The 21,847-nt window shown below is 58.2% G+C and carries 18 protein-coding genes; 16 read left to right on the forward strand and 2 right to left on the reverse strand.

Annotated elements, in window-relative coordinates:
• Window positions 1-3: 3 nt before the first annotated feature.
• A complete protein-coding gene (locus tag K6118_RS14735; RefSeq protein WP_247121251.1) occupies window positions 4-687 on the reverse strand; it encodes a cyclase family protein in 684 nt (227 codons plus the stop codon).
• A 176-nt stretch (window positions 688-863) separates the two neighbouring features.
• Between K6118_RS14735 and K6118_RS14740 the strand changes: the two genes are divergently transcribed.
• The 7 genes from K6118_RS14740 to K6118_RS14770 all read left to right on the forward strand — a co-directional run bounded on the left by K6118_RS14740 (window position 864) and on the right by K6118_RS14770 (window position 7,180).
• Window positions 864-1,148, forward strand: coding sequence for a BufA1 family periplasmic bufferin-type metallophore (locus tag K6118_RS14740; RefSeq protein WP_247121252.1), 285 nt, complete (start codon window positions 864-866; stop codon window positions 1,146-1,148).
• Between the two features lie 30 nt (window positions 1,149-1,178).
• Complete coding sequence (bufB, locus tag K6118_RS14745; protein WP_247121253.1) at window positions 1,179-2,057, forward strand: MNIO family bufferin maturase; 879 nt, start codon at window positions 1,179-1,181, stop codon at window positions 2,055-2,057.
• Complete coding sequence (locus tag K6118_RS14750; protein ID WP_247121254.1) at window positions 2,050-2,784, forward strand: HvfC/BufC family peptide modification chaperone; 735 nt, start codon at window positions 2,050-2,052, stop codon at window positions 2,782-2,784. The genes bufB and K6118_RS14750 overlap by 8 nt, the downstream gene beginning before the upstream one ends.
• Before the next feature lie 8 nt (window positions 2,785-2,792).
• Complete coding sequence (locus K6118_RS14755; RefSeq protein WP_247121255.1) at window positions 2,793-3,239, forward strand: DoxX family protein; 447 nt, start codon at window positions 2,793-2,795, stop codon at window positions 3,237-3,239.
• Window positions 3,240-3,369: 130 nt separating this feature from the next.
• Complete coding sequence (locus tag K6118_RS14760; RefSeq protein ID WP_247121256.1) at window positions 3,370-3,861, forward strand: Lrp/AsnC family transcriptional regulator; 492 nt, start codon at window positions 3,370-3,372, stop codon at window positions 3,859-3,861.
• A 3-nt stretch (window positions 3,862-3,864) separates the two neighbouring features.
• Complete coding sequence (gene pepN / locus K6118_RS14765) at window positions 3,865-6,498, forward strand: aminopeptidase N (RefSeq protein WP_247121257.1); 2,634 nt, start codon at window positions 3,865-3,867, stop codon at window positions 6,496-6,498.
• Between the two features lie 259 nt (window positions 6,499-6,757).
• Complete coding sequence (locus K6118_RS14770; protein ID WP_247121258.1) at window positions 6,758-7,180, forward strand: helix-turn-helix domain-containing protein; 423 nt, start codon at window positions 6,758-6,760, stop codon at window positions 7,178-7,180.
• 89 nt (window positions 7,181-7,269) lie between these two features.
• Here K6118_RS14770 and K6118_RS14775 read toward each other — a convergent pair whose 3' ends face one another.
• Window positions 7,270-9,813 carry a hypothetical protein gene (locus K6118_RS14775; protein WP_247121259.1) on the reverse strand — a complete coding sequence of 848 codons (2,544 nt, stop codon included), beginning with the start codon at window positions 9,811-9,813 and terminating at the stop codon, window positions 7,270-7,272.
• Between the two features lie 201 nt (window positions 9,814-10,014).
• Here K6118_RS14775 and K6118_RS14780 point away from each other — a divergent pair, with 201 nt between their 5' ends.
• The 9 genes from K6118_RS14780 (at window position 10,015) to K6118_RS14820 (ending at window position 21,842) form a co-directional block, all read left to right on the forward strand.
• Entirely contained in the window at window positions 10,015-10,959 is a 945-nt protein-coding gene (locus K6118_RS14780; RefSeq protein ID WP_247121260.1) for a nicotinate-nucleotide--dimethylbenzimidazole phosphoribosyltransferase, read from the forward strand.
• 181 nt (window positions 10,960-11,140) lie between these two features.
• Complete coding sequence (locus K6118_RS14785; RefSeq protein WP_247121261.1) at window positions 11,141-12,508, forward strand: TIGR03013 family XrtA/PEP-CTERM system glycosyltransferase; 1,368 nt, start codon at window positions 11,141-11,143, stop codon at window positions 12,506-12,508.
• A 4-nt stretch (window positions 12,509-12,512) separates the two neighbouring features.
• Window positions 12,513-15,350 carry an XrtA/PEP-CTERM system TPR-repeat protein PrsT gene (gene prsT / locus K6118_RS14790; RefSeq protein WP_247121262.1) on the forward strand — a complete coding sequence of 946 codons (2,838 nt, stop codon included), beginning with the start codon at window positions 12,513-12,515 and terminating at the stop codon, window positions 15,348-15,350.
• Between the two features lie 22 nt (window positions 15,351-15,372).
• Window positions 15,373-16,590, forward strand: coding sequence for a glycosyltransferase family 4 protein (locus K6118_RS14795; protein ID WP_247121263.1), 1,218 nt, complete (start codon window positions 15,373-15,375; stop codon window positions 16,588-16,590).
• A 5-nt stretch (window positions 16,591-16,595) separates the two neighbouring features.
• Entirely contained in the window at window positions 16,596-16,763 is a 168-nt protein-coding gene (locus tag K6118_RS14800; protein WP_247121264.1) for a hypothetical protein, read from the forward strand.
• Window positions 16,764-16,878: 115 nt separating this feature from the next.
• A complete protein-coding gene (locus K6118_RS14805) occupies window positions 16,879-17,526 on the forward strand; it encodes an XrtA/PEP-CTERM system exopolysaccharide export protein (protein ID WP_425531557.1) in 648 nt (215 codons plus the stop codon).
• Window positions 17,527-17,572: 46 nt separating this feature from the next.
• Window positions 17,573-19,204 carry an XrtA system polysaccharide chain length determinant gene (locus K6118_RS14810; protein ID WP_247121266.1) on the forward strand — a complete coding sequence of 544 codons (1,632 nt, stop codon included), beginning with the start codon at window positions 17,573-17,575 and terminating at the stop codon, window positions 19,202-19,204.
• A gap of 22 nt (window positions 19,205-19,226) precedes the next feature.
• Complete coding sequence (locus K6118_RS14815; RefSeq protein WP_247121267.1) at window positions 19,227-20,360, forward strand: XrtA-associated tyrosine autokinase; 1,134 nt, start codon at window positions 19,227-19,229, stop codon at window positions 20,358-20,360.
• A gap of 12 nt (window positions 20,361-20,372) precedes the next feature.
• Window positions 20,373-21,842 (forward strand): TIGR03016 family PEP-CTERM system-associated outer membrane protein, encoded by a 1,470-nt coding sequence (locus K6118_RS14820; RefSeq protein WP_247121268.1) that lies wholly within the window; start codon window positions 20,373-20,375, stop codon window positions 21,840-21,842.
• The last annotated feature ends 5 nt before the right edge of the window (window positions 21,843-21,847 follow it).

Below are 21,847 nucleotides of genomic sequence, written 5' to 3' on the forward strand. Positions count from 1 at the left end.
GCGTTAGGCCTTGGCTGGGCTTGGTTGATCGTCCATGAGCGCATAGGCCCGTGTCGGGAAAGTCCCGACGCCCTCAAACTTGATCGGGGCGGCAAAGAAGCGGAAGCCCTGGTCGGGGAGCGCATTCAGGTTGGTCATATGCTCGACAATCGGAATCTCTGCGCCCAGAAGGGTGGTGTGGACCGGCCGTTTACGGCCGCGCGTGTCGTCAATATTATGGCTGTCTATCCCGACAAGCGCTGCGCCGACATCCCGCAGGTATTGAGCCGCATCAGCGCTCAGGAACGGGTGGCCTTCATAATAGGCAGAGGAGCCGAAGTAACGGCACCAGCCGGTTTCAATCAACACAGCCTTGCCTTTGACATCCCTACCTTTGACGGCGGAAAGTTCCACAGACGCCCAGGGCGAGGCCGATGGCGCCCTGATCACGATTCCGGGAAGGTTGACGGTGGCCGCCAGGGAAAGAGCGGCCAAATCCTTGCCGTCTTTATAGCGGTGGAAGGGGGAATCGATATAGGTGCCGCTATTGCCGATCAACTGAATGTCATCGATCTGGAACTCGGCGCCGTCTTCATAATGCTGGCGGCTGTCTTCGCGCGATAAATGGCTGCAGACATGGATTTCGGGCAGGCCTTTGTAGGTCTGGAGGCCGTCTTTCATGGTCTGGCTCAGGTCGATGATATGCATGATCTATCCCCGAATGAGTGACATGTGGAGCGTGTATGATGACAACCCTCTCACCAAGTCGTGACGCTTATATTATTTTCCTTTTTTGGGGGGATGGGCAACCATGCTTGTACGGACAGCGTGGGATTGGCAGTGCCACTTCAAACGTTCCGTCCGGATTAGGAGGAGAAACTCATATGAAAATGAATCGCTTTGCAAAAGCCGCCGTTGCCGTTGCTGGTACGGCTCTTGTTATTGGTACGGCCACTGCTGCCGCCTCGGCTGCGGACGACATGAAGGCCAAAAAGGAAAAATGCTATGGCGTTGCCGCCAAGGGCATGAATGACTGTGCCAGCGCCAACCACAGCTGCGCAGGTCAAAGCACTCAGGATGCTCATCCTGAGGAATGGGTCTATGTCCCGGCCGGTCTGTGCGACCGTCTCGCAGGCGGTGTATCCGAAAGCAAGAAAAAGGGCGGCTGATAAGGCCAGGCCTTAAAGGAGGGCGGAACGATGACCTCACCTTTACCGCTTTCACCCTCCGGCAGCAGAACCCCGGTTGGTGTGGGGCTCAAGAGCCAGCATTATCAAGATGTGCTGCAAACGAGCCCCGCGCTGACCTTCTTTGAGGTTCATGCCGAGAATTACATGGTGCCCGGGGGGGCGCACCGTCGTTATCTCGATGCTATTTCAGACAAATATGCCCTGTCGCTTCACGGCGTCGGTATGTCGCTCGGCTCGGCGGAGGGGCTGGATGAAGCCCATGTCCGCCGCTTCCGTGCCCTGGTCGAAGACTATAGGCCCTGGCTGATTTCCGAGCATCTGGCCTGGTCCCGGCGGGGGGACACCTACCTGAATGACCTTTTGCCGCTGCCGCTCAATGCGGAAAGCCTGGAGATTGTCACCCGGAACGTGTCGCACCTGCAGGATGCCATTGGCCGTCGGGTGCTGGTGGAAAACCCGTCCGCCTACTTGTCCTTTGAAACCACCGATATCCCGGAAGTGGAGTTCCTTTCAGCCCTCGCGGACCGCACGGGCTGCGGCCTGCTTCTGGATGTGAATAATGTTTTCGTCTCGGCCACCAATATGGGCTGGGATGCGGCGGCGTACCTGGATGCAGTCCCCACGGCTGCGGTCGGCGAAATCCATCTGGCGGGCCATGCGCTCAAGGACATTGATGGTGTTCCCTTGCGTATTGATGACCATGGCAGCCGTGTCGCCGAGGACGTGTGGGAGCTTTACAGGCATACGATTGCCCGGCTTGGCGCCCGGCCGACCTTGATTGAATGGGACACGAATGTGCCGTCCCTTGCCACGCTGGTTTCCGAAGCGGGGATTGCCGAAGGGATCATGCGGCAGGAAGCGGTCGCGCGGGAGGTGGACCGTGTCTGACCTCGCCCGCCTGCAACAGGCCTTTACCGATGCGGTCCTGAGCCCTGAAGAAACGCTTGAGGGGTTGGCTGGCATGATCGAAGGCGGCCCGCTCAGCCCGGTCCAGCGACTTAATGTTTACCGCAACAATTATCGTCTCGGCCTCACGGACGGTGTTGCGGAGATATTTCCACTGGTGTCGGCTTTTGTCGGCAGCCAGTTCCTGAAGGGCGCGCTTCGGCGTTATATCTTAGCGGAACCGCCGGCTGAGCCCATGCTGCACCGCTATGGCGCCGGTTTTGCCGCCTTCCTGGACGATTTCGAACCGGCGTCGGGTGTCCCCTATATCGCGGACCTCGCCCGGATCGAGTGGGCTGTGCATGAACTTCAGAATGCTTTGGAAGAGCCTCTCTTGCCGCCCGAGGATGCAGAAGGTGCCATGCGGGCAGGATGGGCTCGGCTGTCTTCCAATATGCGTCTCGTCGTCAGCGCTTACCCTGTCGTCAATCTATGGATGGTGGGGCGCGGGCAATTGCCGCCTGAAGCGGTCCGCCTTGAAGACGGTGCCCAGACGGCGGCGGTCGTGCTGACGGGCAGGCAGGTTCGGATTTTGCCGCTTGAAGGCGGTTTGGCCAAGCTTGCCCGCTGTCTTCATGCCGGGGACCAGCCTGTGCCGGAAGACCTTTATGCTTATGCGGCGGGTTTGGCTGAAAGAAGCTTGTTGTCTAAACGGGATGGGGAGAGTTGAGGGTGTTTATGGCCAAGATACAGGCGGCCCAGGCTTTCCTGCAGGAGAAATTTCAGGCTGAAGACTTTATGCTTTTGTGGCTTCGCATGTGGATAGCCCATGTCTTTTTCGTGTCGGGGCGGCTCAAGACAGGGGGCAGCTTGCTGACCCCGACCGACATGGCCATCACGCTGTTCCAGGATGAATATCGCCTGCCGCTTATCTCGCCTGAGGTGGCCGCTTATATGTCGGTCTATGCCGAAACCTTCCTGCCGATCCTTTTGATGCTTGGGCTGTTCGCCCGCGTTGGCGCGGCGGGCCTTCTCGGCATGGCCCTGGTTATCCAGTTTCTGGTCTATCCGGGCCATTTTTCCGAGCATCTGACATGGATGGCTGCGCTTCTCGCCATTCTGGTCCTTGGGGCAGGGCGGGTATCGCTCGATCACCTGATCCAGCGCTTCAGTCGCCGTACCTGACGGTGGAGTGCTTGAAACCGCGCCGGGTTGTTTCAGCCCGGCTTTTTGTTTTATTTGCGAGAATTTTCCGCTAAGAGTGAGGCCAATAAAGGCGTGACAGCCTCATGCCTCACCACAAAAAGGACAAGCCATGGACGATATCGACCGTAAGATCCTAGGTCTCTTGCAGAAGGACGCCACCCTCAGTACGGCGGAGATCGCCGAGGCGGTCGGTCTGTCCACCACGCCGTGCTGGCGCCGTATCCAGATCCTGGAGCAGGAAGGTTATATCACCCGCCGTGTCGCCCTGGTTGACCGGAACAAGGTCAATGTCCCACTCGATGTTTTTGTCGCTGTCCGCACCAACGAACATAACTGGGATTGGCTGGATGAATTCGCCCGCCTCATCTGTGAGTTCCCCGAAGTGGTTGAGCTCTACCGGATGAGTGGCGAAATCGATTATCTGATGCGCGTTGTGGTGCCGGACATGGCCGCCTATGACGCTTTCTACAAGAAGCTGATCTCCAAGGTGCAACTGTCGGACGTCAGCTCCTCCTTCGCCATGGAACGGATCAAATACACAACGGCCCTGCCGCTTGACTATGCGCTTGAAGAAACGCGCGGACGGCGCCGGAGGTCTTAAGTCATGGATGTTTCAGCCGCTGCCTCGGTACCCAAGAGTGAAATCTATCTCGCCGATTACCGCCCGCCCGCTTTTGCCATTGATCATGTCCAGCTGACCTTCCGTCTTTTTGATGATTTTGCCGAAGTCGAAGCCGTCTCCGACGTGCGCCGGCAGGAAAAGGGCACGGCCCCGCTCATGCTTGATGGCGGTCCTTATATGGACCTGGTTTCCGTGGCGGTCGATGGCGAGGCCCTCACGGGGAATGCCTATACACTTGGCTCAGACAGCCTGACGCTTCATGACGTGCCGGACCAGTTCAGCCTGCGGATTGTCACCCGGCTGAAACCTCAGGAAAATACACGCCTTGAAGGGCTGTATCATTCCGGAGGCAACTTCTGCACCCAGTGTGAGGCGGAAGGCTTCCGTCACATCACATATTTTGTCGACAGGCCCGATAACCTTGCGCGCTATAGCGTCCGGATCGAGGCGAATAAGGCCCGTTGTCCGGTCCTGCTGTCGAACGGCAACCCGGGGGATGCCGGGGATCTGAATGAGAGGCGCCATTTTGCGGAATGGCATGACCCGTTCCCGAAACCCAGCTATCTGTTTGCGTTGGTCGCAGGCAAGCTCGGAGTGCTGAGTGACAGCTTCACGACCGAAAGCGGTCGCGATGTTGCCCTCAATATCTATGCCGCGCCGGCGGACCTGGATAAGTGCGGGTACGCCATGCAGTCGCTCAAACGCTCGATGAAATGGGACGAAGAAGCGTTCGGGCGTGAGTATGACCTCGATGTCTATAACATCGTCGCGGTGGGTGACTTCAATATGGGGGCCATGGAAAACAAGGGCCTCAATATCTTCAATTCCAAATATGTGCTGGCGAGCCCGGACACCGCGACCGATACGGATTTCGACCGCATCGAAGGCATCATCGGGCACGAATATTTCCACAACTGGTCGGGCAACCGGGTTACCTGCCGGGACTGGTTCCAACTGAGCCTCAAGGAAGGTCTCACCGTCTTCCGGGACCAGCAATTCTCGTCGGACATGACGTCCCGCGCGGTGAAGCGTCTGGATGATGTGCGGCTGTTGCGGATGCTCCAGTTCCCTGAGGATGCAGGTCCGCTCGCTCACCCGGTTCGCCCTGAAAAATATATTGAGATCAATAACTTCTACACGGTCACGGTCTATAATAAAGGTGCTGAGGTCATCCGGATGATGCACCGTCTCCTGGGGGCGGATGGTTTCCGTGCCGGGACCGACCTTTATTTCGACCGGCATGACGGACAGGCTGTTACCTGCGAAGATTTCGTCAAGGCGATGGAAGATGCCAATGGGGCTGATCTCGGTCAGTTCCGCCTGTGGTATTCCCAGGCTGGTACGCCCAAGCTGACGGTTGAGCGCATGCGGGACGGAAACCAGGTTACCCTGACCATTACACAGTCGTGCCCGCCCACACCGGGGCAGGCCGAAAAACTGCCATTCCATATGCCCTTTATGGTGGGCTGGGTTGGTGCCGATGGCGCCGAAATCCGCCCGACAATCGCGGCTGATGGTACCTGGCATGAAGACGGCTGCCTCCTGGACCTCAGACAAGAGCGGCAGCAATTTGTTTTTGAGGGCGTCCCGGAAGGGGCTGTGCCCAGCCTTCTCAGGGACTTTTCCTGCCCGGTGCTGATGACGAGCGACCTGACGGAAGCTGAGTTCGCTTTCCTCTCGGGCGCGGACACGGATGCTTTCGCCCGCTGGGAAGCGACGCAAACGCTTGTGTCCAATCTTCTCGTCCGGGTGGTTGAAGGGGATGAGCCTCTGACCTCGCTTCCGTCTCACCTTACGGATGCGTACGGCGCCGTCCTGACGGATGAAAACACAGACCCGGCGCTGATTGCCGAGCTTTTGATGCTGCCGAGCGAGATTGACGTCGGTCAGAAGCTTAAGGTTCTGGAGGCTGAAAAGCTGCACAAGGCAAGGGAAACGGTTCTTCATTTGCTGGTGAAGGCCCACGGCGGCGTGATGCGCAGCCGCTATGAGGCGCTGGCAAGCGACGGCTTCTTCCAGGATCAGGATGCAAAAGCCGCGCGCAAGCTTAGGAATGTGCTTCTCGGGTATCTGGCGCTTGGGGAAGACGGTGAAGCCCTGGTGAAGACGCATTATGACGGCGCCGATAATATGACCGACCAGATGGCTGCGCTTTCTCTTGTGACGGATAGCGACTTTGCTTGCCGGAAAGTAGTGCTGGATGATTTCTACGCGCAGTGGAAAGACAATACGCTGGTCATCGACAAATGGTTTGCCGTTCAGGCGAACAGCAAGCGTGAAGATACGGTTGAAGTGGTGCGGGCGCTCACGAACCATGAAGCCTTCACCATCAAGAACCCCAACCGCCTCCGTTCCCTGGTGTCTTCCTTCTCGATGCTCAACCAGGTTCGCTTCCATAGCGAAGACGGGGCAGGGTACCGCTTCCTGGCTGACATGATCGAAGCTGTTGATGCCATCAACCCACAGATGGCGGCTAAGCTGGTGGCGCCTCTTGGCCGTTGGCGCAGGCTTGAGGGCAGAGCCCGTGATATGATGCAGGAATCCCTCAGGAAAATCGCAGGGAACGCCGCTACCAGCGACGATGTCAGGGAATTGGTTGAAAAATCCCTGACTTAAGTTTAGTACGATTCGCGCAAAATTGTGGGAAACGTAAAACTGTCAACCGGGGATGCGACAAATAATCGCAGCGCCGCAAGGCAGTAGGTTAAGACAAGCTTAACCACCTTAGTTGATGATTTTACATAATAAAATGATAAGGGCGGCACTTGAGGCTGCGGGTAATCTCAACTTGAACGTGAGTGAAAATACAACGGACTAGAGATAGCCCGGAATGCAGCTTATACTGCTCATAGCCAATCACCAGAGAGAGAGTAGCATGACCACGAGTCCTGAAACAAATGTCAAGAACCCGGATCCCATCGATGTACATGTTGGGCAACGGGTCCGTGCTCGCCGCAAGATGTTGGGTCTTTCGCAAACCCAGCTCGGCAAAGAACTGGGCGTAACGTTCCAGCAGGTACAGAAATATGAACGCGGTACCAACCGCATCGGTTCTAGCCGTCTTTTCAAGATGTCTACAACCTTAGATGTTCCTGTGGCCTATTTCTTCGAAGGCGCTGAAACCAAGCTGCCGGGCTACAACGAAAGCGTTGAAGCCCTCGGCGAGGATGCTTTCGACAAGCAGGAAACCCAAGAGCTGGTTGAGGCTTACTATCGTATCGCCGACCCGCGTATCCGCAAGAAAGTTCTGGGCCTTGCCCGGCTTCTCTCCAGCGGTGTTGACGAATACGGCATGTAATTTACCCCATACCATTTCGCTAAAAGGAAAGCGCGCCCCTTAGCCAAGGGCGCGCTTTTTCTTTGGGATGATACCTGGCCAATGGGGGCTTAGCGCTTGTCGGCCGTTTCCTTTTTCGATTTCCGGCGTTTGCGTTCGCGCCGGACCACATAGGCGATACCCGGGGCGAGCAGGAACAGCCCAGCGGGCGCGGGCACGCTGGCAACGATATTGATGATCGCGGTATCCAGGCTGGTCAGGATGACATCCCCCGGTAGGAAGACGGTGCCGCCGCTCAGGAGGTCGACCAGACGGCCGTCGCTGCCGAGAAGGCTGCCATCAAACCGGACATGCAGGGTGACATTATAGAGGCCGCCCTGGGTGAAGGACGTGCCGTCGCCGGTATGGATCAGCAGGTTTTCCCCTGTGCCGAGAACCTGGTCCCCCAACATCCACGTCAGTTGAAACTGCGACAGGTCTGTCAGGTTACACACGGCTTCGATTGCGAAGGTGCTGCCGCAGCCATTGAGGGTGAAGTCTTCCCCAAGGGCGATCGGGTCGTAGACCCCTGCCTCTGCCACAATTTCCGGTGCTGGCGTTGGCGCCGGAGTTGGAGCAGGCGTTGGCGCCGGCGTCGGTGCCGGGGTAGGGGCTGGCGTTGGCGCCGGTGTTGGCGCCGGTGTCGGAGCTGGTGTTGGCGTCGCCGTCGGTTCCGGTGTCGGTGCGGGCGTCGGGGTCGCCGTTGGCTCCGGCGTAGGTGCCGGTGTCGGGGTTGCGGTCGGCGCGGGCGTCGGCGCAGGCGTTGGCGTTGCTGTCGGGGCCGGTGTCGGGGCGGGCGTCGGCGCAGATGTCGGTGTCGCACTCGGGCCGCCGATATCAGGTGTTCCGTCACTGGGGCTCGGCACCGCAACCGGCGTGCTGGTTGGGGTCGATGTCGAAGGTGACGGCGCCGGCGCAGAGGTCGGAGACGGTGAAGGACTGGAGGAGCTCGACGATGAGCTGGAACCGCTGCTCGAGGCCGGGGTGTTGGTCGTGGGCGTCGGTGTTGCTGCAGCCGCCTCGGAGGTTGGCAGGCCGTTGGCGGCATCGGCAAAGGTTTCAACCGGGTCGATGATCGGTGTATCGAGGCCGAGGATTTTCTCCGCGGTCATGTTCTGCCCGGCAGCCGGTGTGACTTTGTCGATGAATTTGGCGACATCCTGCGCCATCTGCTGCTCGACGTTGGTGTCCGGCTCGGGATAGATGATGACGGCGGTGACATAGGTGTCCTGGCCGCCAAGCTGACGGAAGTCGAGGCGCAGCGTGCCATCAACCACTTCGGCGCGTGTAACCAGCATATGGCCCGTCGCAGGGGCACCGCCACCACCACCGCCACTTTGCAGGAAGGAATGCGTCCCAGCCTCGGCAAAGGCCGAGATAAAGGAGCGGATCGTGGCAACACCGGTTCCACCGGTCATGCTGCTGGTCTGACTGCCGCGCTTCAGGGAGGCGGGGACCAGGGGCATGAGCCCTTCATGGCTTGTGTCCGCGTGTCCCGAAGCCGCAAGGCGCAGCGGCAGGGTCCTGAGAAGCGGCGTAGCGTCCGAAGTGGTATTGTCCGATGTCGCGTCTTTTTCGCGCTGTTCTTCCGGGCTGTCGGACAAACGGCCCGGGCCGCCGGTCGCCAGCTTCATAACCGGGACAAGGTCATCGGTCGCGCGGGTGTCAACCATGTTGACCTTGCCGCCGTTTCGTTTGACGTCAACACCAAAGGGATAAAGCGGCGATTTACCGTTCGGGCGCGGCGCGGTCAGGATAACCACGCGGTACCGGCCGTTCTTGAGGCCGGTCGCAACGAATTGTTCGATGTTGTGAACACCGTTCGACAGGATCGACGGCCCATCCTGGGCGGCTTCATCGTCCATATTCTTGCCGACGAGCATCTTGCTCTTGGAGCCGACGCGGATGAATTTGTCGTAAGGCTTCTTGTCTTCGGGGCCAAGGTCCCAGCCGATCGCGCCTTTTTTCAGTTCGAAGCCGGAATCGAGTACGAACGGGGACATAAAGGCGGTCCAGTGCGTCCGGGCACCGGCTTCGATGATCAGGTTTGCAGCGTCGGAGATGGTGCCGAGGTCATAATCGCCCGCGCGCTTGCCGATGGCGTCGAGAAGTGCATCCATCCGCGCCTTAAGCTGTTTGTCGTCGCCCAAAGCCTGGTTGAGATAGGACTGGACGACCTGGAAGCCCCATTCGTCAACCGCCAGTGCACCTTCAACCGCTTCTTCGAGCGAAACAGACGGGAAGGTTTCAATGCGGGCCTCAACAGGCTTGCGGATCAGTTCGGCACTGCGGGTGCCGGTGAGATAATAATCCACAGGGGACGTCTTGTCCGGTTTGCTGCCCTGGTCTTCGCTGGATTCTGCGCTTTGCAGTGCCGGGCGGATGATCTTCAGGCGCCGGATACCGGGGATTTCCACCGGCGGCGGCGTGGTCATGCGGTAGGTGGCGGGCGGCGGCAAAACGCCGGAGCCGATCACGGGCGGCAAAGTATCGTCGAGCACAGCAAGCTTGTTGTCTTGCTGACGACCGTAAAGGCCATAAATAAGTGTCCCCGTTGCCACGGCCGTGCCGGTCAGCAGCGTGGAGATGATCAAGGATTTATTGCTCGACAGCATCAGGTGCTTCCATATTCACGCAAGGTCCACGGCAAATCATTATTACCATACCATAATATGGCAACTACCGCTTGCTCGCCAATCCCCCAAAAGCGCCTTTTTCATAGCCATATACTGCCTGTTGCTCTAATACAAGCGTTGCCGAGGCCCATGGGGGTCACCCAATCGTCTATTTATTATAATCCGGGATGTTTGAACGAGATGTTAACTGGCCAGCCGTTTGACGATATTCGTACTGTTATCAGTGATTTATCAGGACCTGATGAGCAAAGTGTAACGGCGATACGGGCACAGGCGAATGCTAAACCATTTGCAGAGGCTCGCGGTCTTCTGGATCTGACCGCCTGGCTTGGAGCCTGGCAAGGCACGGAGCAGCCTGTCCTGAAGGACATACACATCTGTCTTCTTGTCTCTAGTTACAGCCACGTCGCCGAAGGACCGGCGATGGCGGCGGATTATGTCGATATGGCGGCCAAGGGCAGGGCGCCTGTCAATTTGCTGTGCGTTGACCGGGGTATCGGGTTGCGCGTTATTGATATGGCGCCGTCCGTGCCTCATGCGCTTGATGGCCGTTGGTCGGATGCTGACTGCGTTGCGGCCATTGCCTTCGGGATGGAAGCTGCAGCAGCCGGTGGCGACCTGCTGGGTCTCAGTGATTTTGCGCCCGGCAATGAAGCGCCGGCCGCGGCCCTGATTGCTTACTGCCTGGCAGGCAGCCTGGAAGGGGGCAATGACCTGTTGACGGATGAGGAGCCTGTGTTCGTCGCCGCCCGCACCATGCTTTCAAGCATCGACCTGCCCCCCAACCAGCCGCTTGCTGCCCTGCGCCTTCTGGGCGGGCGGGAAATCGCCGGGATGGTCGGGGCGATGATTGCCGCGCGCAGTGCCGGCCTGCCTGTCCTCACAGATGGATGGGCCGCCCTTGGGGCAATTGCGGTTCTGGAGGCCTTGTCGAAAGAGGCTGCGGCCCATGTCCGGGTTGCCGGTGTCGCAGACACGGCACAAGCACGCCTGATGGCCCAGATGAAACGGACCCCGCTCATCGGGGTTCCCGTGGGTGTGGGACCAGGCTGCGCGGTGGCCGCTGGCTTGCCGGTCCTTGCGGCCGCTGCGGCCCTGCCGGGTGTGCCCGAACGACGCCGCTAAGCCATTAGCTGTATTTTTGAGGGCCAGCTAGTCCATGCTTTATGGAAGGCACGGTTTTGGCTTGTCAAAGCAAGGGGTTGCAAGCGGGAACGCAGAAGTCTAGTGTTGGCGGCATTGGGGGCGGTTCTGGCATCACAAGGGAAGTGGCCAACGCCAAATGGTGCGAATTTTTCGTCATTATGTGTCACCGCTGAAGCTGACGCTGGCAGCTGTTGATTCATTTCTTGTTTTCGGTGCCGTCAATCTTGCCGAACACATTCGCTATGGCTTGATCGATATTCAGGGGCCGTCCGGCTATATTGTCTGGATTGCACGCCTGCTTGTCCCGATTATTTTCATGCCGGTTCTTCTTGGAGTTGGCGGCTACCAGCCGGATGCCATGCGGGACCTGCGTGTTTTTGCCGTGCGGATTGCCGTGGCGATCGTGATTTCCGGCACCGTCCTGTCGGCCTTGATGTTCCTGTTTCCCAGCCTGCCGCTTTGGCGTTCGATCCTGGTGCTGACCATGACCCTCACCGGCCTTGGTCTGGTAGCCAGCCACTATCTGTTTATCCTGACAGGTAGCGATCAGCTCCTAAGCCGTAGGGTTATTATTCTTGGGGCCGGGCATAAGGCCAGGGACCTGCTGGACTATGCCGACACGGCCCGCGAGGCTGGCTTGAATGTGGTCGATGTGGTTGCCCTTCCAGGTGAAGAAACACTTGTGAAAAGTGCCGTAATCCTAGAAAATTTAAACAATTTTGATGCGTTCGCTTTTCAGCAGGGCGCGGAAATGGTTCTGGTTTCCGCAGATGGCGACCATCCTGATTTGCCGCTCGAAGCCCTGATCGCGTGTAAGCTGGGCGGGATTGAGGTCAAGGAACGCAGGGCCTTTTATGAACAGGTTCGCGGCTATGTGTCGCTTGAATCGGTTAAGGCCGAATGGATCATCTTTTCCGAGGGCTTCAAGGGCGGGAACGGTATCGAGCGTGCAGCCAAGCGCTTCCTGGATATCCTTGTCGGAATTATTTCCCTGATCCTGTCGCTGCCGATCATGCTGGTCACCGCCCTCGCGATTAAGCTGACAAGCCGGGGCCCGGTTTTTTACCGGCAGGAGCGCGTCGGTCTGCATGGCCAGGTTTTCCGCTTGTTCAAGTTTCGCAGTATGCGCGTAGATGCCGAAAAAGAGGGGCAGCCGCAATGGGCGCAGCATAAAGACCCGCGGGTCACCAAGGTGGGGGCCTTCATCCGGCGTACCCGGATCGACGAGTTGCCACAGATATTGAATGTCCTTTCAGGGAACATGAGTTTCGTGGGGCCTCGGCCCGAGCGACCCTATTTTGTCGAGCAGTTGGAAAAGGAAATCCCTTTTTACCGGGAACGTCATTGTTTGAAGCCGGGCATTACCGGTTGGGCGCAAATTCAATATCCCTACGGGGCCTCGGTAGATGACGCACGCCGCAAGCTGGAATACGACCTATATTATATAAAAAACTACTCCCTGTTCCTGGATTTGCTGATTATCCTGCAAACAGCCAGGGTCATTCTTTTCCCGATCGGAGTACGCTAACGCCATGACGGCACAGTCAAAAAAATCAGGTTCCCGGCTGCGGCATACCGGGCGCGCGGCCCTTGTGGCGATGCTCTTGGCCTCAGCGGCCGGTATCGGCGGGCAAGGGGCCGTCTATGCGCAGGCAGGTGACAAGGCCAAGGTCGAAGCGCTGATGAAAAGCCGCCAGTTTGATGAGGTGATCAAACTGCTGACCAAGATGCAGGCGAGCGGGAAGGCGGATACCGACAGTTATATGCTGCTTGCGCGGGCTTACCTTGAAACCGGCGCGGGGATCGCGGCCGAGGCCTCCATCGAGCGCGCCCGCCGCCTTGGTGCCGACTATGCCCAGACCGTGGTGCCGTTTGCCAAAGCCCTTCTCCTGCAAGGCAAATATGCCGATGCCCTGGCCGCCCTCAGGGGGGTCAGTATTCCACAATCCTTCCAGCGCGAGGCCATGATCGTCACGGGGGACGCCAATTTCGCCCAGCATAAGTTTGATGCGGCGCGCGAAAGTTATGAGAAGGTCGTTAAAGGCTATGGCCCCGATTTTCAGGCTTTTCTGGGCCTTGCGCGTCTGGAACTTCGTGCCGGGAATCTCGAGGCTGCCAAAGCGGAGGCTGAAAAGGCCTATAAGCAGAACCCTGATAACACCATGGTGCAATATACCCGTGGCCTGATCGCGCGCTACCAGGGGGATATCAAGGACGCGGAGAAATATTTCCAGGATGCGCTGAGGCTCTACCCGGACAATATTCTGGTCAACCTGGAACTGGCAGCGATCCGGATCAACGAAGGCAAGCTCAAGGATGCGGAAAAGTATCTTGATGCTGTCTATGCCGTGTCGGCGAACCACCCCATGGCGCTGTATCTTTCCGGCACGATCCTGGCGAGCGAAGGGAAATACGAGCAGGCTGACGCCTTGCTCGTGCGTGCCCGTAATGTGACGGAACGCTATCTGCCGGCCATGTATGTCCGCGGCCTGGTCGCTTATCAGTTGGGCAAATATGCGATTGCCGAACGCTTTTTGAAGACGGTCATCGAAGCGCGGCCCGCGGATCGCCCGGCAAGGCTTGCGCTCGCGGCCACATATATGCGTGAGACACGGGCGCAGGAAGCCTATGATCTCCTGAAGCCGATGCTCAAGGCAACCAAGGAAAAAGACGCTGGGGTGATTGCTGTGGCGGCGGCTGCGGCCATCGCATCCGGGCATAAGGATGAAGGCGCCGCGCTTTACGCGAAGCTTTCGAGCGATGAAGCGAAAAGTCAGGACCAAGTCCTGAAAGGTCTTGCGGCCAAACTGGCGCTTGCCGACTTTGCGGAAGGCGATACCTCGGGCGCCATTGCGGCCCTGTCAGCTGTGACGGCAGGCAAGGACAAGGACCTGCGTGATCTTGGTATTCTGGGCGGGATGCAGCTCAGAACCGGGGACTATGAAGGTGCTGGTGTCACCATTGGCACCATTCTCAAGGAGGCCCCGGACCGGGCCCTCGGCTACAATATGCGCGGAACGCTGCAGTATAAGCGTCACCAGTATCTGGAGGCGGTTCGCTCCTTCTCGGAAGCGCTTGACCGCAACAGCGACTATTATACAGCGCTCCGGAACAGGGGGCTCGCGCTTCTCCAGCTCAAAAAATATGACGCGGCCGAAAAGGACCTCCGCCGCCTGTTGACGCTGAAGCCGGACGATGTCCGGTCGAAGGCGACGTTGGGCCGCGTGCTTTTGCGGGCGGGAAAATATGATGAGGCGAGCGGGTTCTTCCGTGCCGCGGTGGAGGCTCTGCCCAAGGTCGTTGACGTAAGGGCCGATTATGCAGACGCGCTTGCCGGTGCCGGACATACGACCCAGGCGATTAACCAAGCGCGGGAAACCGTGGTTCAGGGGGAAAACAGGCCGGACCTGTTGAAGCGCATGGGCGTTTTGTTCCTGAAGCTCAAGCAGCCCAGGCTCGCCGTGCAGCCGCTTTCCCGCTATGTCGCCTTTAATCCGGACGATGGGGAAGCCCATCTTCTGCAAGGACGGGCGCTGCTCGCAACGGGGCTTTATACCGGCGCCCGTACGTCGTTCCTGCGGGCGATGAAGGCTGACAAGGATCAACTGCCGCAGGCCGAGGGCAACTGGTATCTGTTTGCCGCCGCGGCGCGTGGGCATCATTTTGACGATGCGCGCACCCTGTTGCCGACGCTGGATCAAGCGGCACGCCCCGCCGATATCCGTGCTGGTGTTGTTGGCCAGTATCTGATGGAAGCAGGCAACGTGCAGGCTGCGGTCGAAGCTTATCGCACCGCCATGAAGACCGACGCATCCGAAGACACGGTGACGGGGCTTGCCAAAGCCCAAGCTTCGGCGGGGGATAGGGCAGGGGCGATCGCAACCCTCAGGTCCTACCTGAAGGACCACGACAGCGCACGCCAGGCGCATATGGAACTGGGCCTGCAGCTTGAAGCCGTCGGCAAACCCGATGAGGCCGCGAAAGAATATGAAGCCATTCTACAGGCCGGGGTGGCCGATGCGCAGGTTATGGCACGGCTTGCCAAGGCCTATCTGCGGCTTGGTAACAATACCAGCATTCCGCTCGCGGAACGGGCCTATCTGATCCTTCCGGAAGATCCGTCGATCCTGGATACATACGGCTGGGTTCTGTTGCAGGCGCAACACAATACCCAGAAGGCCGTGAAAATATTGGGGCAGGCGATCCGTAGGGCACCCTCGAACGCCACGTACCGCTATCACCTCGGTATGGCTTACCTGGCGCAAGGGCGGAGCAAGGACGCGGCCGAGATGTTTGACCAGGCGCTGCGGCTCAACCCGACGTTCCCGGAAGCAGCTGACGCAAAACGCCAGCTCGGCCAGTTGCGATAGTGCGGGACGGAAGCCTCAGGTCATGAAGATACTGGTTTTCTCCACTCTGTTCCCGAACCCGGAGGAACCGACACTCGGCATTTTCGTCGAAACCCGGCTGCGGCATTTGATCAAGGATACCGGCATCGAAGCGGTGGTCATCGCGCCCGTGCCCTGGTTTCCATTTCGTCACCGCCTGTTCGGGCGCTATGGCCGCTTCGCCAGGGTGCCCAGGATGGAAACGCAGAACGGCCTGACCATCCATCATCCCCGCTTTCTGGTTATCCCCAAGGTTGGAATGCGCCTGACGCCCGGGTTTCTCTTCAAGGCCGCGAAGCGGTGCCTTGCGGGCTTGATGGCCAAGGGGGAAAGGTTCGACCTGATCGACGCCCATTATCTCTATCCGGATGGTGTCGCGGCGGCGCGGCTTTCGGAGGCTGTCGGTATCCCGTTCGTGATGACGGCACGCGGCAGTGACGTAACCCAGATCGGCCGGATGCCGGCCCCGCGTCAGGAGATCCTGGCATCGACCAAGCGGGCAGGTCATGTGGTGACGGTGTCACGTTCCCTTAAGGAAGAGCTCACGTCCATGGGGGTCGCCCCTGAAAAGATTACCGTGCTCAGGAACGGGGTTGATACGGCAAAGTTTCATGAGACGGGACGAGATGAGGCCCGCAAGACCTGGGGCTTTGACGGGAGGGTCCTGCTGTTCGTAGGCTGGCTGATCGACCGCAAGCGGGTCGATGTTCTTCTCGATGTCGCGGCCCGAATTCCGGATATATCAGTGGTTATCGCAGGCGATGGCCCCTTGAAGGCCATGCTGGTGAAGAGGGCTGCGGCCTTGGGGCTTGAGGGGCGAATTCACTTCCTCGGGCAGGTGATGCCCGCTGACATGCCCCGGGTGATGAGCGGGGCGGATGTGTTGATGCTGCCGTCCGAACGCGAAGGCTGGGCCAATGTGCTTCTGGAAGCCATGGCGTGTGGTACGCCTGTGGTCAGCCGTGCCGTGGGCGGTGCGCCTGATTTGGTCACTGTCCCGAAAGCCGGGCGGCTGGTTGCGAAGGCCCCCCATGAAGATGGGGAAGTGGACGCCTTCGAAGCGGCCTTACGTGACCTGCTGGATAAATATCCGGCCCGCGATAAAGTCCGTGCCTATGCCGAAGGCTTCGGATGGGCCGAGACATCGGCGGGGCAGGTCTGTATTTTCGAAGAAGTCATCGCTGCTTACAAGGCGGCGGGGCAGGCTGAAGGCAAGGGGTAAAGGGCATGGATACCATCTATTTCGTCATCTTCTGCCTGGCTGTGGCGTTCGTCATTTTCTGGAGCCTCAGAAACGACGATCTTGCCGATTTCGATGATACGGCGATAAAGGATAAGAAATTCACACTCTCCAAAGGAGGGAAAGCGAAGGATTCGAACAACAAAGGCGATTGATTTTCAGTCCCAGTACTTTATTTGTTCGATGTTGATTTATCGGGCTTTTTCTTGCCATAGTGCAAGAAATGCGGGCCTTGTTGGCAGACAGGCCTGGCTAAGTTTTAGGTGGGAGATTGACGTGACGTCAGTTGGCAAGTCCTTGAGGACAATGCTGCTTTTGGTTTTTGCAGCAGTTATGGTGTCCGGCTGTGCCTGGATGAAAAGCTATCCGCAGTTGCCGTCGGCGCCTTTCGTGCCGCCGGATGAAGGGCCTGGACCCAATTATCTGATCGGTCCCGGCGACGGGCTTAGCATCTTCGTATGGCGCAACCCGGAACTGTCGGTTCAGGTGACGGTCCGGCCGGATGGTCGGTTGTCGATGCCGCTTATTGACGACTTGTCGGCGACCGGCAAGACGCCGAGCCAGCTTGCGCGCGATATCGAAGAAAAGCTGAATGTTTACATTCAAAGCCCGATCGTGACCGTCGTTGTGCAGAATTTTATCGGCCCGTTCTCACAGCAGGTGCGGGTCGTCGGGGAAGCCACCAACCCGCAGGCCATCCCGTACCGGGCCAATATGACCCTTCTGGATGTGATGATCCAGGTTGGCGGACTGACGCAGTTTGCCGCAGGCGACCGGGCGACGCTGATCCGGTTTGAAGATGGCAAGCAGAAGGAGTATCGGGTTCATATTGAATCGCTTCTGAAGGATGGCGATATCAAAGCCAACGTGAAGATACTGCCGGGCGATGTGCTGATTATACCAGAGAGCATTCTGTAGTATGATTAGACGCGTACGTTATGAGTAAGCGTTTTGGAGACGAGTAATGGCTGACGGCCAGCTTGGATTGCATGAAGTTTTTCAGCAGATCAAAGCTTTCGCCTACGGGATTTGGCGGAAGAAATGGTATATGCTGATTACAAGCTGGGTCATTTGCCTGGCGGGCTGGTCGCTCGTCGCGATGATGCCTTACCGCTATGAGGCGTCAGCCCAGGTTTTTGTCGATACCGAAACGCTCCTGCCGCAGATTGCCCGCAACCTGGGTGTGAATGTCGACCTGATGCGTCAGGTCGATATCATGCAGCGTACGCTGACGATGCGCCCGAACCTTGAGAAGGTCATCCGGCTGTCGGGTGATCTGGAGCATCTGGCCGCATCGCCCAAGGATATGGATGCGATGGTGGCCGAGCTCCAGCGTAATATCCGCGTCATTCAGTTGAGCGGCGGCATGTTCCGTATCCAGTTCGCGATCAATGACAGCCGCTTGAGCGACCGGGCCCGGGCCACCGTGGCGAGGTCGGTTGTCAGCAATCTCGTGTCTTTCTTCCTGGAGCGCAACACCACGGAAAATACCGCGAATTCGGAAAATGCCTCTGAATTCCTCGATCAACAGATCAAGGACTATAAAGGCCGCCTGGAAGCCGCGGAACGCGCACAAGCCAAGTTCGAGCAGGAGAATATCGAGTATTTGGGCGGCGAGGGGTCGTTCCTGTCCCGGCTCGACAGTGCCCGCGCCGACCTTCGCAAGACCAACCAGAAGATTGCCGAAATGGATGTGGCGCTCAAATCGCTGCAGGATCAGATCAAGAACGTCCCGCCGACCATCCGTGAGGCTCGGTCCGCCCGCTCAGGTGGCTCGGCTGGTGACCGCGACCCGCTTGAGGAACGCATTTCGGACCTGGAGAAGAAGCTCGATAAGCTCAAGACGCTCGGCTACAAGGACAAGCACCCTGATGTGGTCAACGTCAGCCGCCAGATCGAGAATCTCAAGGCCGAACTGAAGAAGAAGCAGGATAAGGTCGAAGAGGAACTGCAGTCGTCTGCCGAAACCGGCAAAAAGTCGAGCCTGACGACCGAGACACCAAACCGTCTCTATGAGCAGATGATGCTGCAGATCATCCAGACGACGACTGACCTCAAATCGATGCAGCAACGGGCGACCGAACAGAAGAAACTCATTACCGAGATGGAGGAAAAGGCCAAGCGCGTGCCTGAAATCCAGGCTGCTGAAAGCCAGCTGAAACGCGACTATAAAACCATCAAGCAGCAATATAACGAGCTTGTTCAACAGCAGCAGAACCTGGAGATCAGGAAGTCTGTGGAAGGGGCTGGCCAGTCTGTAGCGCTGCGAGTGGTCGAGCCGCCATCGGTCCCGAAAAAGCCGTCCGGCCCGAACCGCCTGCTGTTCATGACAGCCACCCTGTTCGGGGGGCTGTTGGGCGGCATCGGTGTTGCGCTCGTGCTGTCGCAGTTGCGGCCAGTTGTTATAACGGTTGACCAGCTGCGCGCTCATTTCGACCTGCCTGTGCTAGGCAACGTTACGCGGACTTTGTCCGAGGAGGAAAACCGCCAACGCAGTTATGATCTGCTTGGTTTTGCCGGAGCAACAGCCGGCCTGTTTTTAACCTTCATCATCTTTATCGCCCTCGATGTGTTCGTGGGCCCCAGCGTCAGCTGATGACGATGAATAGTGGAATGTCATGGACCTGATTGAACGCGCCGCCATGAAGGCGAAACAGAAGGAAAAGGAAGCCCGCTCGCTGGTCGAACGGGCTGCCGAAAAGGCTGCGTCCGGCGCCAAGCCTGTGGGTGGGATCGGAACACCGAAACCGGCCGGTGACGCGCCGCGGTCCGACCCGTCCTCGCTGAACCCTGGGGCAGGCGCGGACAGCGGTGTGGGTGGAAAGACGGCACCCCGCGGCATTGGTGACCCGACAGCCCCGCGTCAGCCCCGTCCGGCGCCGAAGGAGCAAGACGAAGCTATTGTTGGGTTTGAGGCCAAAACCGGGACGCTCGCGATTGGGGAGCCGGGGGCTATTGCGGCGACCGAGCAACCAGGCCCCGTTGCGGCCAAGCGGCCCAAGGGTGGGGGCAAGCCACGCCGGGAAGAAGAGATCGACCTCGTTGCCCTTCGGGACGCTGGGTATATCACCCCGGATATGCCGCCAAACCTGATGTCGGAGGAATTCCGGATTATTAAGCGGTCGCTGCTTCTGACGGCTTTTGCTAAGGGCGATAAGAAGACCAAGAACAGTAATATCGTGCTGGTTACCAGTTCGAACCCGGGTGAGGGCAAGACCTTCTGCACCATCAATCTGGCGCTCTCCATCGCGACGGAGCAGGACGTTACTGTGCTTCTGGTCGACGCCGACTTCTCCAAGCCGGAAGTTCTGAACCGTCTTGGGGTCGCCGGTGGCCGCGGCCTGATGGATGTTGTGGCCGATTCCGAGCTCGACCTGGGTGATTGCCTGGTCAGGACCAATATCCCGAACCTTGTCCTGCTGCCAGCAGGTCGTCAGCACAACCTGACCACCGAGCTTCTGGCCAGTGAGCGCATGGAACATATCGTCAATGAGCTTTCGACACGCTACCCGGACCGGATCGTCATTTTCGATTCACCTCCCGTGCTGGCAAGTTCGGCTGCTTCGGTGCTGGCGCTTTATATGGGGCAGACCGTGTTCGTGATTGAGGCGGAGAAAACCACCGAGCCTCAGATCAAGGAAAGCCTGACGATGATCAGCTCGTGCGAGAATATCAACTTGATCCTCAACAAGACCCGCTACAGCGGCAGCAACAAGAAATTCGCGTCCTATTATGGCTATGGCGGCCGCTAGGGATTAAATCGGGTGGCATCAGGCAAGCCAATATTCGGTCTAATAAGGGGAGGGCTGGCCGCGGGGCTCGCGCTGAGTTCGCACGCGGCCTGGGCACAGCATATCTGGGTTGAACCGCGCGCCGAGGCCAAGCTGGCGCTGACGGATAATGCCACCTTGGTGGATACAGGCCGGATATCCGATGCGGTTCTCGATATTTCACCCGGTATCAATATGCGCATTGAAGGCCGCAAGACCAAAGGCGCGATCGATTATTCCTACGATTACCTCTATTTCATGTCGGACAAATCCACCGACCAGCGCCACCATCTGTTCGGGCTGATTGATGCCGAGGTCTGGGAAGATCACCTGACGGTCAATGGCCGCGCGAGCGTGCAGGAAATGTTCATCGACCGAGGGGCGGGGCTGTCCAATACCATCGCCAACAGAAGCGCCAACAGGCGCACGGTCCAGAACTATACCACCGATGCCATCCTCAAGGGCGGCTTCAGGGATTTTGCTGATTGGCGACTGAGCTACCGGTTCGGTCTCATGCTGAGCCCCGCCGATAATCTGAATGATCCGACACTGACGGCTCATTTTTCGGATTCTGAGACCCACGAATTCGTGGGGTCGATCGGCTCGGGCGATCGGTTCAACAATCTGGAATGGACCATTTCTGCCAACCGGTCGACCGTGATCCGCAGCCTGGCAGTGGCCAACTATCTCAATGAAAGTGTCAAAGGGGAGTTCTGGTACAAGTTCAACCGGCATTTCGCCATCGTCGGGTCGCTTGGCTATACCAAGAATAATTTTCAGACCAGCGCACTTGCCGCAAATGGCCGCGCCTGGGAAGTTGGGGCACGCTGGACACCGGGCCAGAAGCTTGATCTGACGGTGAGGCGGGGCAAGGAAGGCAAGCGCAGTACCTGGTATGTCCGGCTCCAGCATTTTTTCTCTGCCCGGATCAATGTCACCGCCACCTACACGGATACCCTGTCCGCCATGTCTCTGGTAATGAACGATAGCCTGCAGGGTTATAAATTCGACCAGTCAGGGGGCATTGTGGACCCGTCGGGCATTACGGTGGACAATAGCACGCCAAACTTTTCGCTCTCTGACGTGGATTTCCGACGCCGGTTCGCAAACGTCGTGCTGACATGGCAGAAACGTCGGTCTCAGATTTATTTCAGTGCGAATAATGAATGGCGCACGTACGATAATGCAACAGGTACAGCAAAAACCTGGGGGATTTCCGGTGGACTGAAGCATAATATCGATGAGAATTCGAAACTTTCGGGCACACTAAGCTATCGACGGAGTAGATTTGAGAATTCAGTTCGGGTAGACAATTACATAGTTGGGGGTCTTGACTGGTCGAGGACTTTGTCGCGCTATTTTAAACTGTCGGTATCTGTGAACCACAGCGAAAGGTTGTCAAACACGGCTGGCGGCAATTTGCGCGAAAATACTTTGACCATGTATCTCAGAGGGACTTATTAGAGCGG

Source organism: Kordiimonas marina (assembly GCF_023006325.1).
In the GTDB taxonomy this organism is placed as follows: Bacteria; Pseudomonadota; Alphaproteobacteria; order Sphingomonadales; family Kordiimonadaceae; genus Kordiimonas; species Kordiimonas marina.

What these genes read in the sequence shown, in the direction of transcription:
- K6118_RS14775 (WP_247121259.1), bottom strand. Translation starts at nt 9,813, where the DNA reads ATGCTGTCGAGCAATAAATCCTTGATCATCTCCACGCTGCTGACCGGC.
- K6118_RS14780 (WP_247121260.1), top strand. Translation starts at nt 10,015, where the DNA reads ATGTTAACTGGCCAGCCGTTTGACGATATTCGTACTGTTATCAGTGAT.
- K6118_RS14810 (WP_247121266.1), top strand. Translation starts at nt 17,573, where the DNA reads ATGGCTGACGGCCAGCTTGGATTGCATGAAGTTTTTCAGCAGATCAAA.
- K6118_RS14735 (WP_247121251.1), bottom strand. Translation starts at nt 687, where the DNA reads ATGCATATCATCGACCTGAGCCAGACCATGAAAGACGGCCTCCAGACC.
- K6118_RS14740 (WP_247121252.1), top strand. Translation starts at nt 864, where the DNA reads ATGAAAATGAATCGCTTTGCAAAAGCCGCCGTTGCCGTTGCTGGTACG.
- K6118_RS14800 (WP_247121264.1), top strand. Translation starts at nt 16,596, where the DNA reads ATGGATACCATCTATTTCGTCATCTTCTGCCTGGCTGTGGCGTTCGTC.
- K6118_RS14815 (WP_247121267.1), top strand. Translation starts at nt 19,227, where the DNA reads ATGGACCTGATTGAACGCGCCGCCATGAAGGCGAAACAGAAGGAAAAG.
- pepN (WP_247121257.1), top strand. Translation starts at nt 3,865, where the DNA reads ATGGATGTTTCAGCCGCTGCCTCGGTACCCAAGAGTGAAATCTATCTC.
- K6118_RS14755 (WP_247121255.1), top strand. Translation starts at nt 2,793, where the DNA reads ATGGCCAAGATACAGGCGGCCCAGGCTTTCCTGCAGGAGAAATTTCAG.
- K6118_RS14795 (WP_247121263.1), top strand. Translation starts at nt 15,373, where the DNA reads ATGAAGATACTGGTTTTCTCCACTCTGTTCCCGAACCCGGAGGAACCG.
- prsT (WP_247121262.1), top strand. Translation starts at nt 12,513, where the DNA reads ATGACGGCACAGTCAAAAAAATCAGGTTCCCGGCTGCGGCATACCGGG.
- K6118_RS14770 (WP_247121258.1), top strand. Translation starts at nt 6,758, where the DNA reads ATGACCACGAGTCCTGAAACAAATGTCAAGAACCCGGATCCCATCGAT.
- bufB (WP_247121253.1), top strand. Translation starts at nt 1,179, where the DNA reads ATGACCTCACCTTTACCGCTTTCACCCTCCGGCAGCAGAACCCCGGTT.
- K6118_RS14760 (WP_247121256.1), top strand. Translation starts at nt 3,370, where the DNA reads ATGGACGATATCGACCGTAAGATCCTAGGTCTCTTGCAGAAGGACGCC.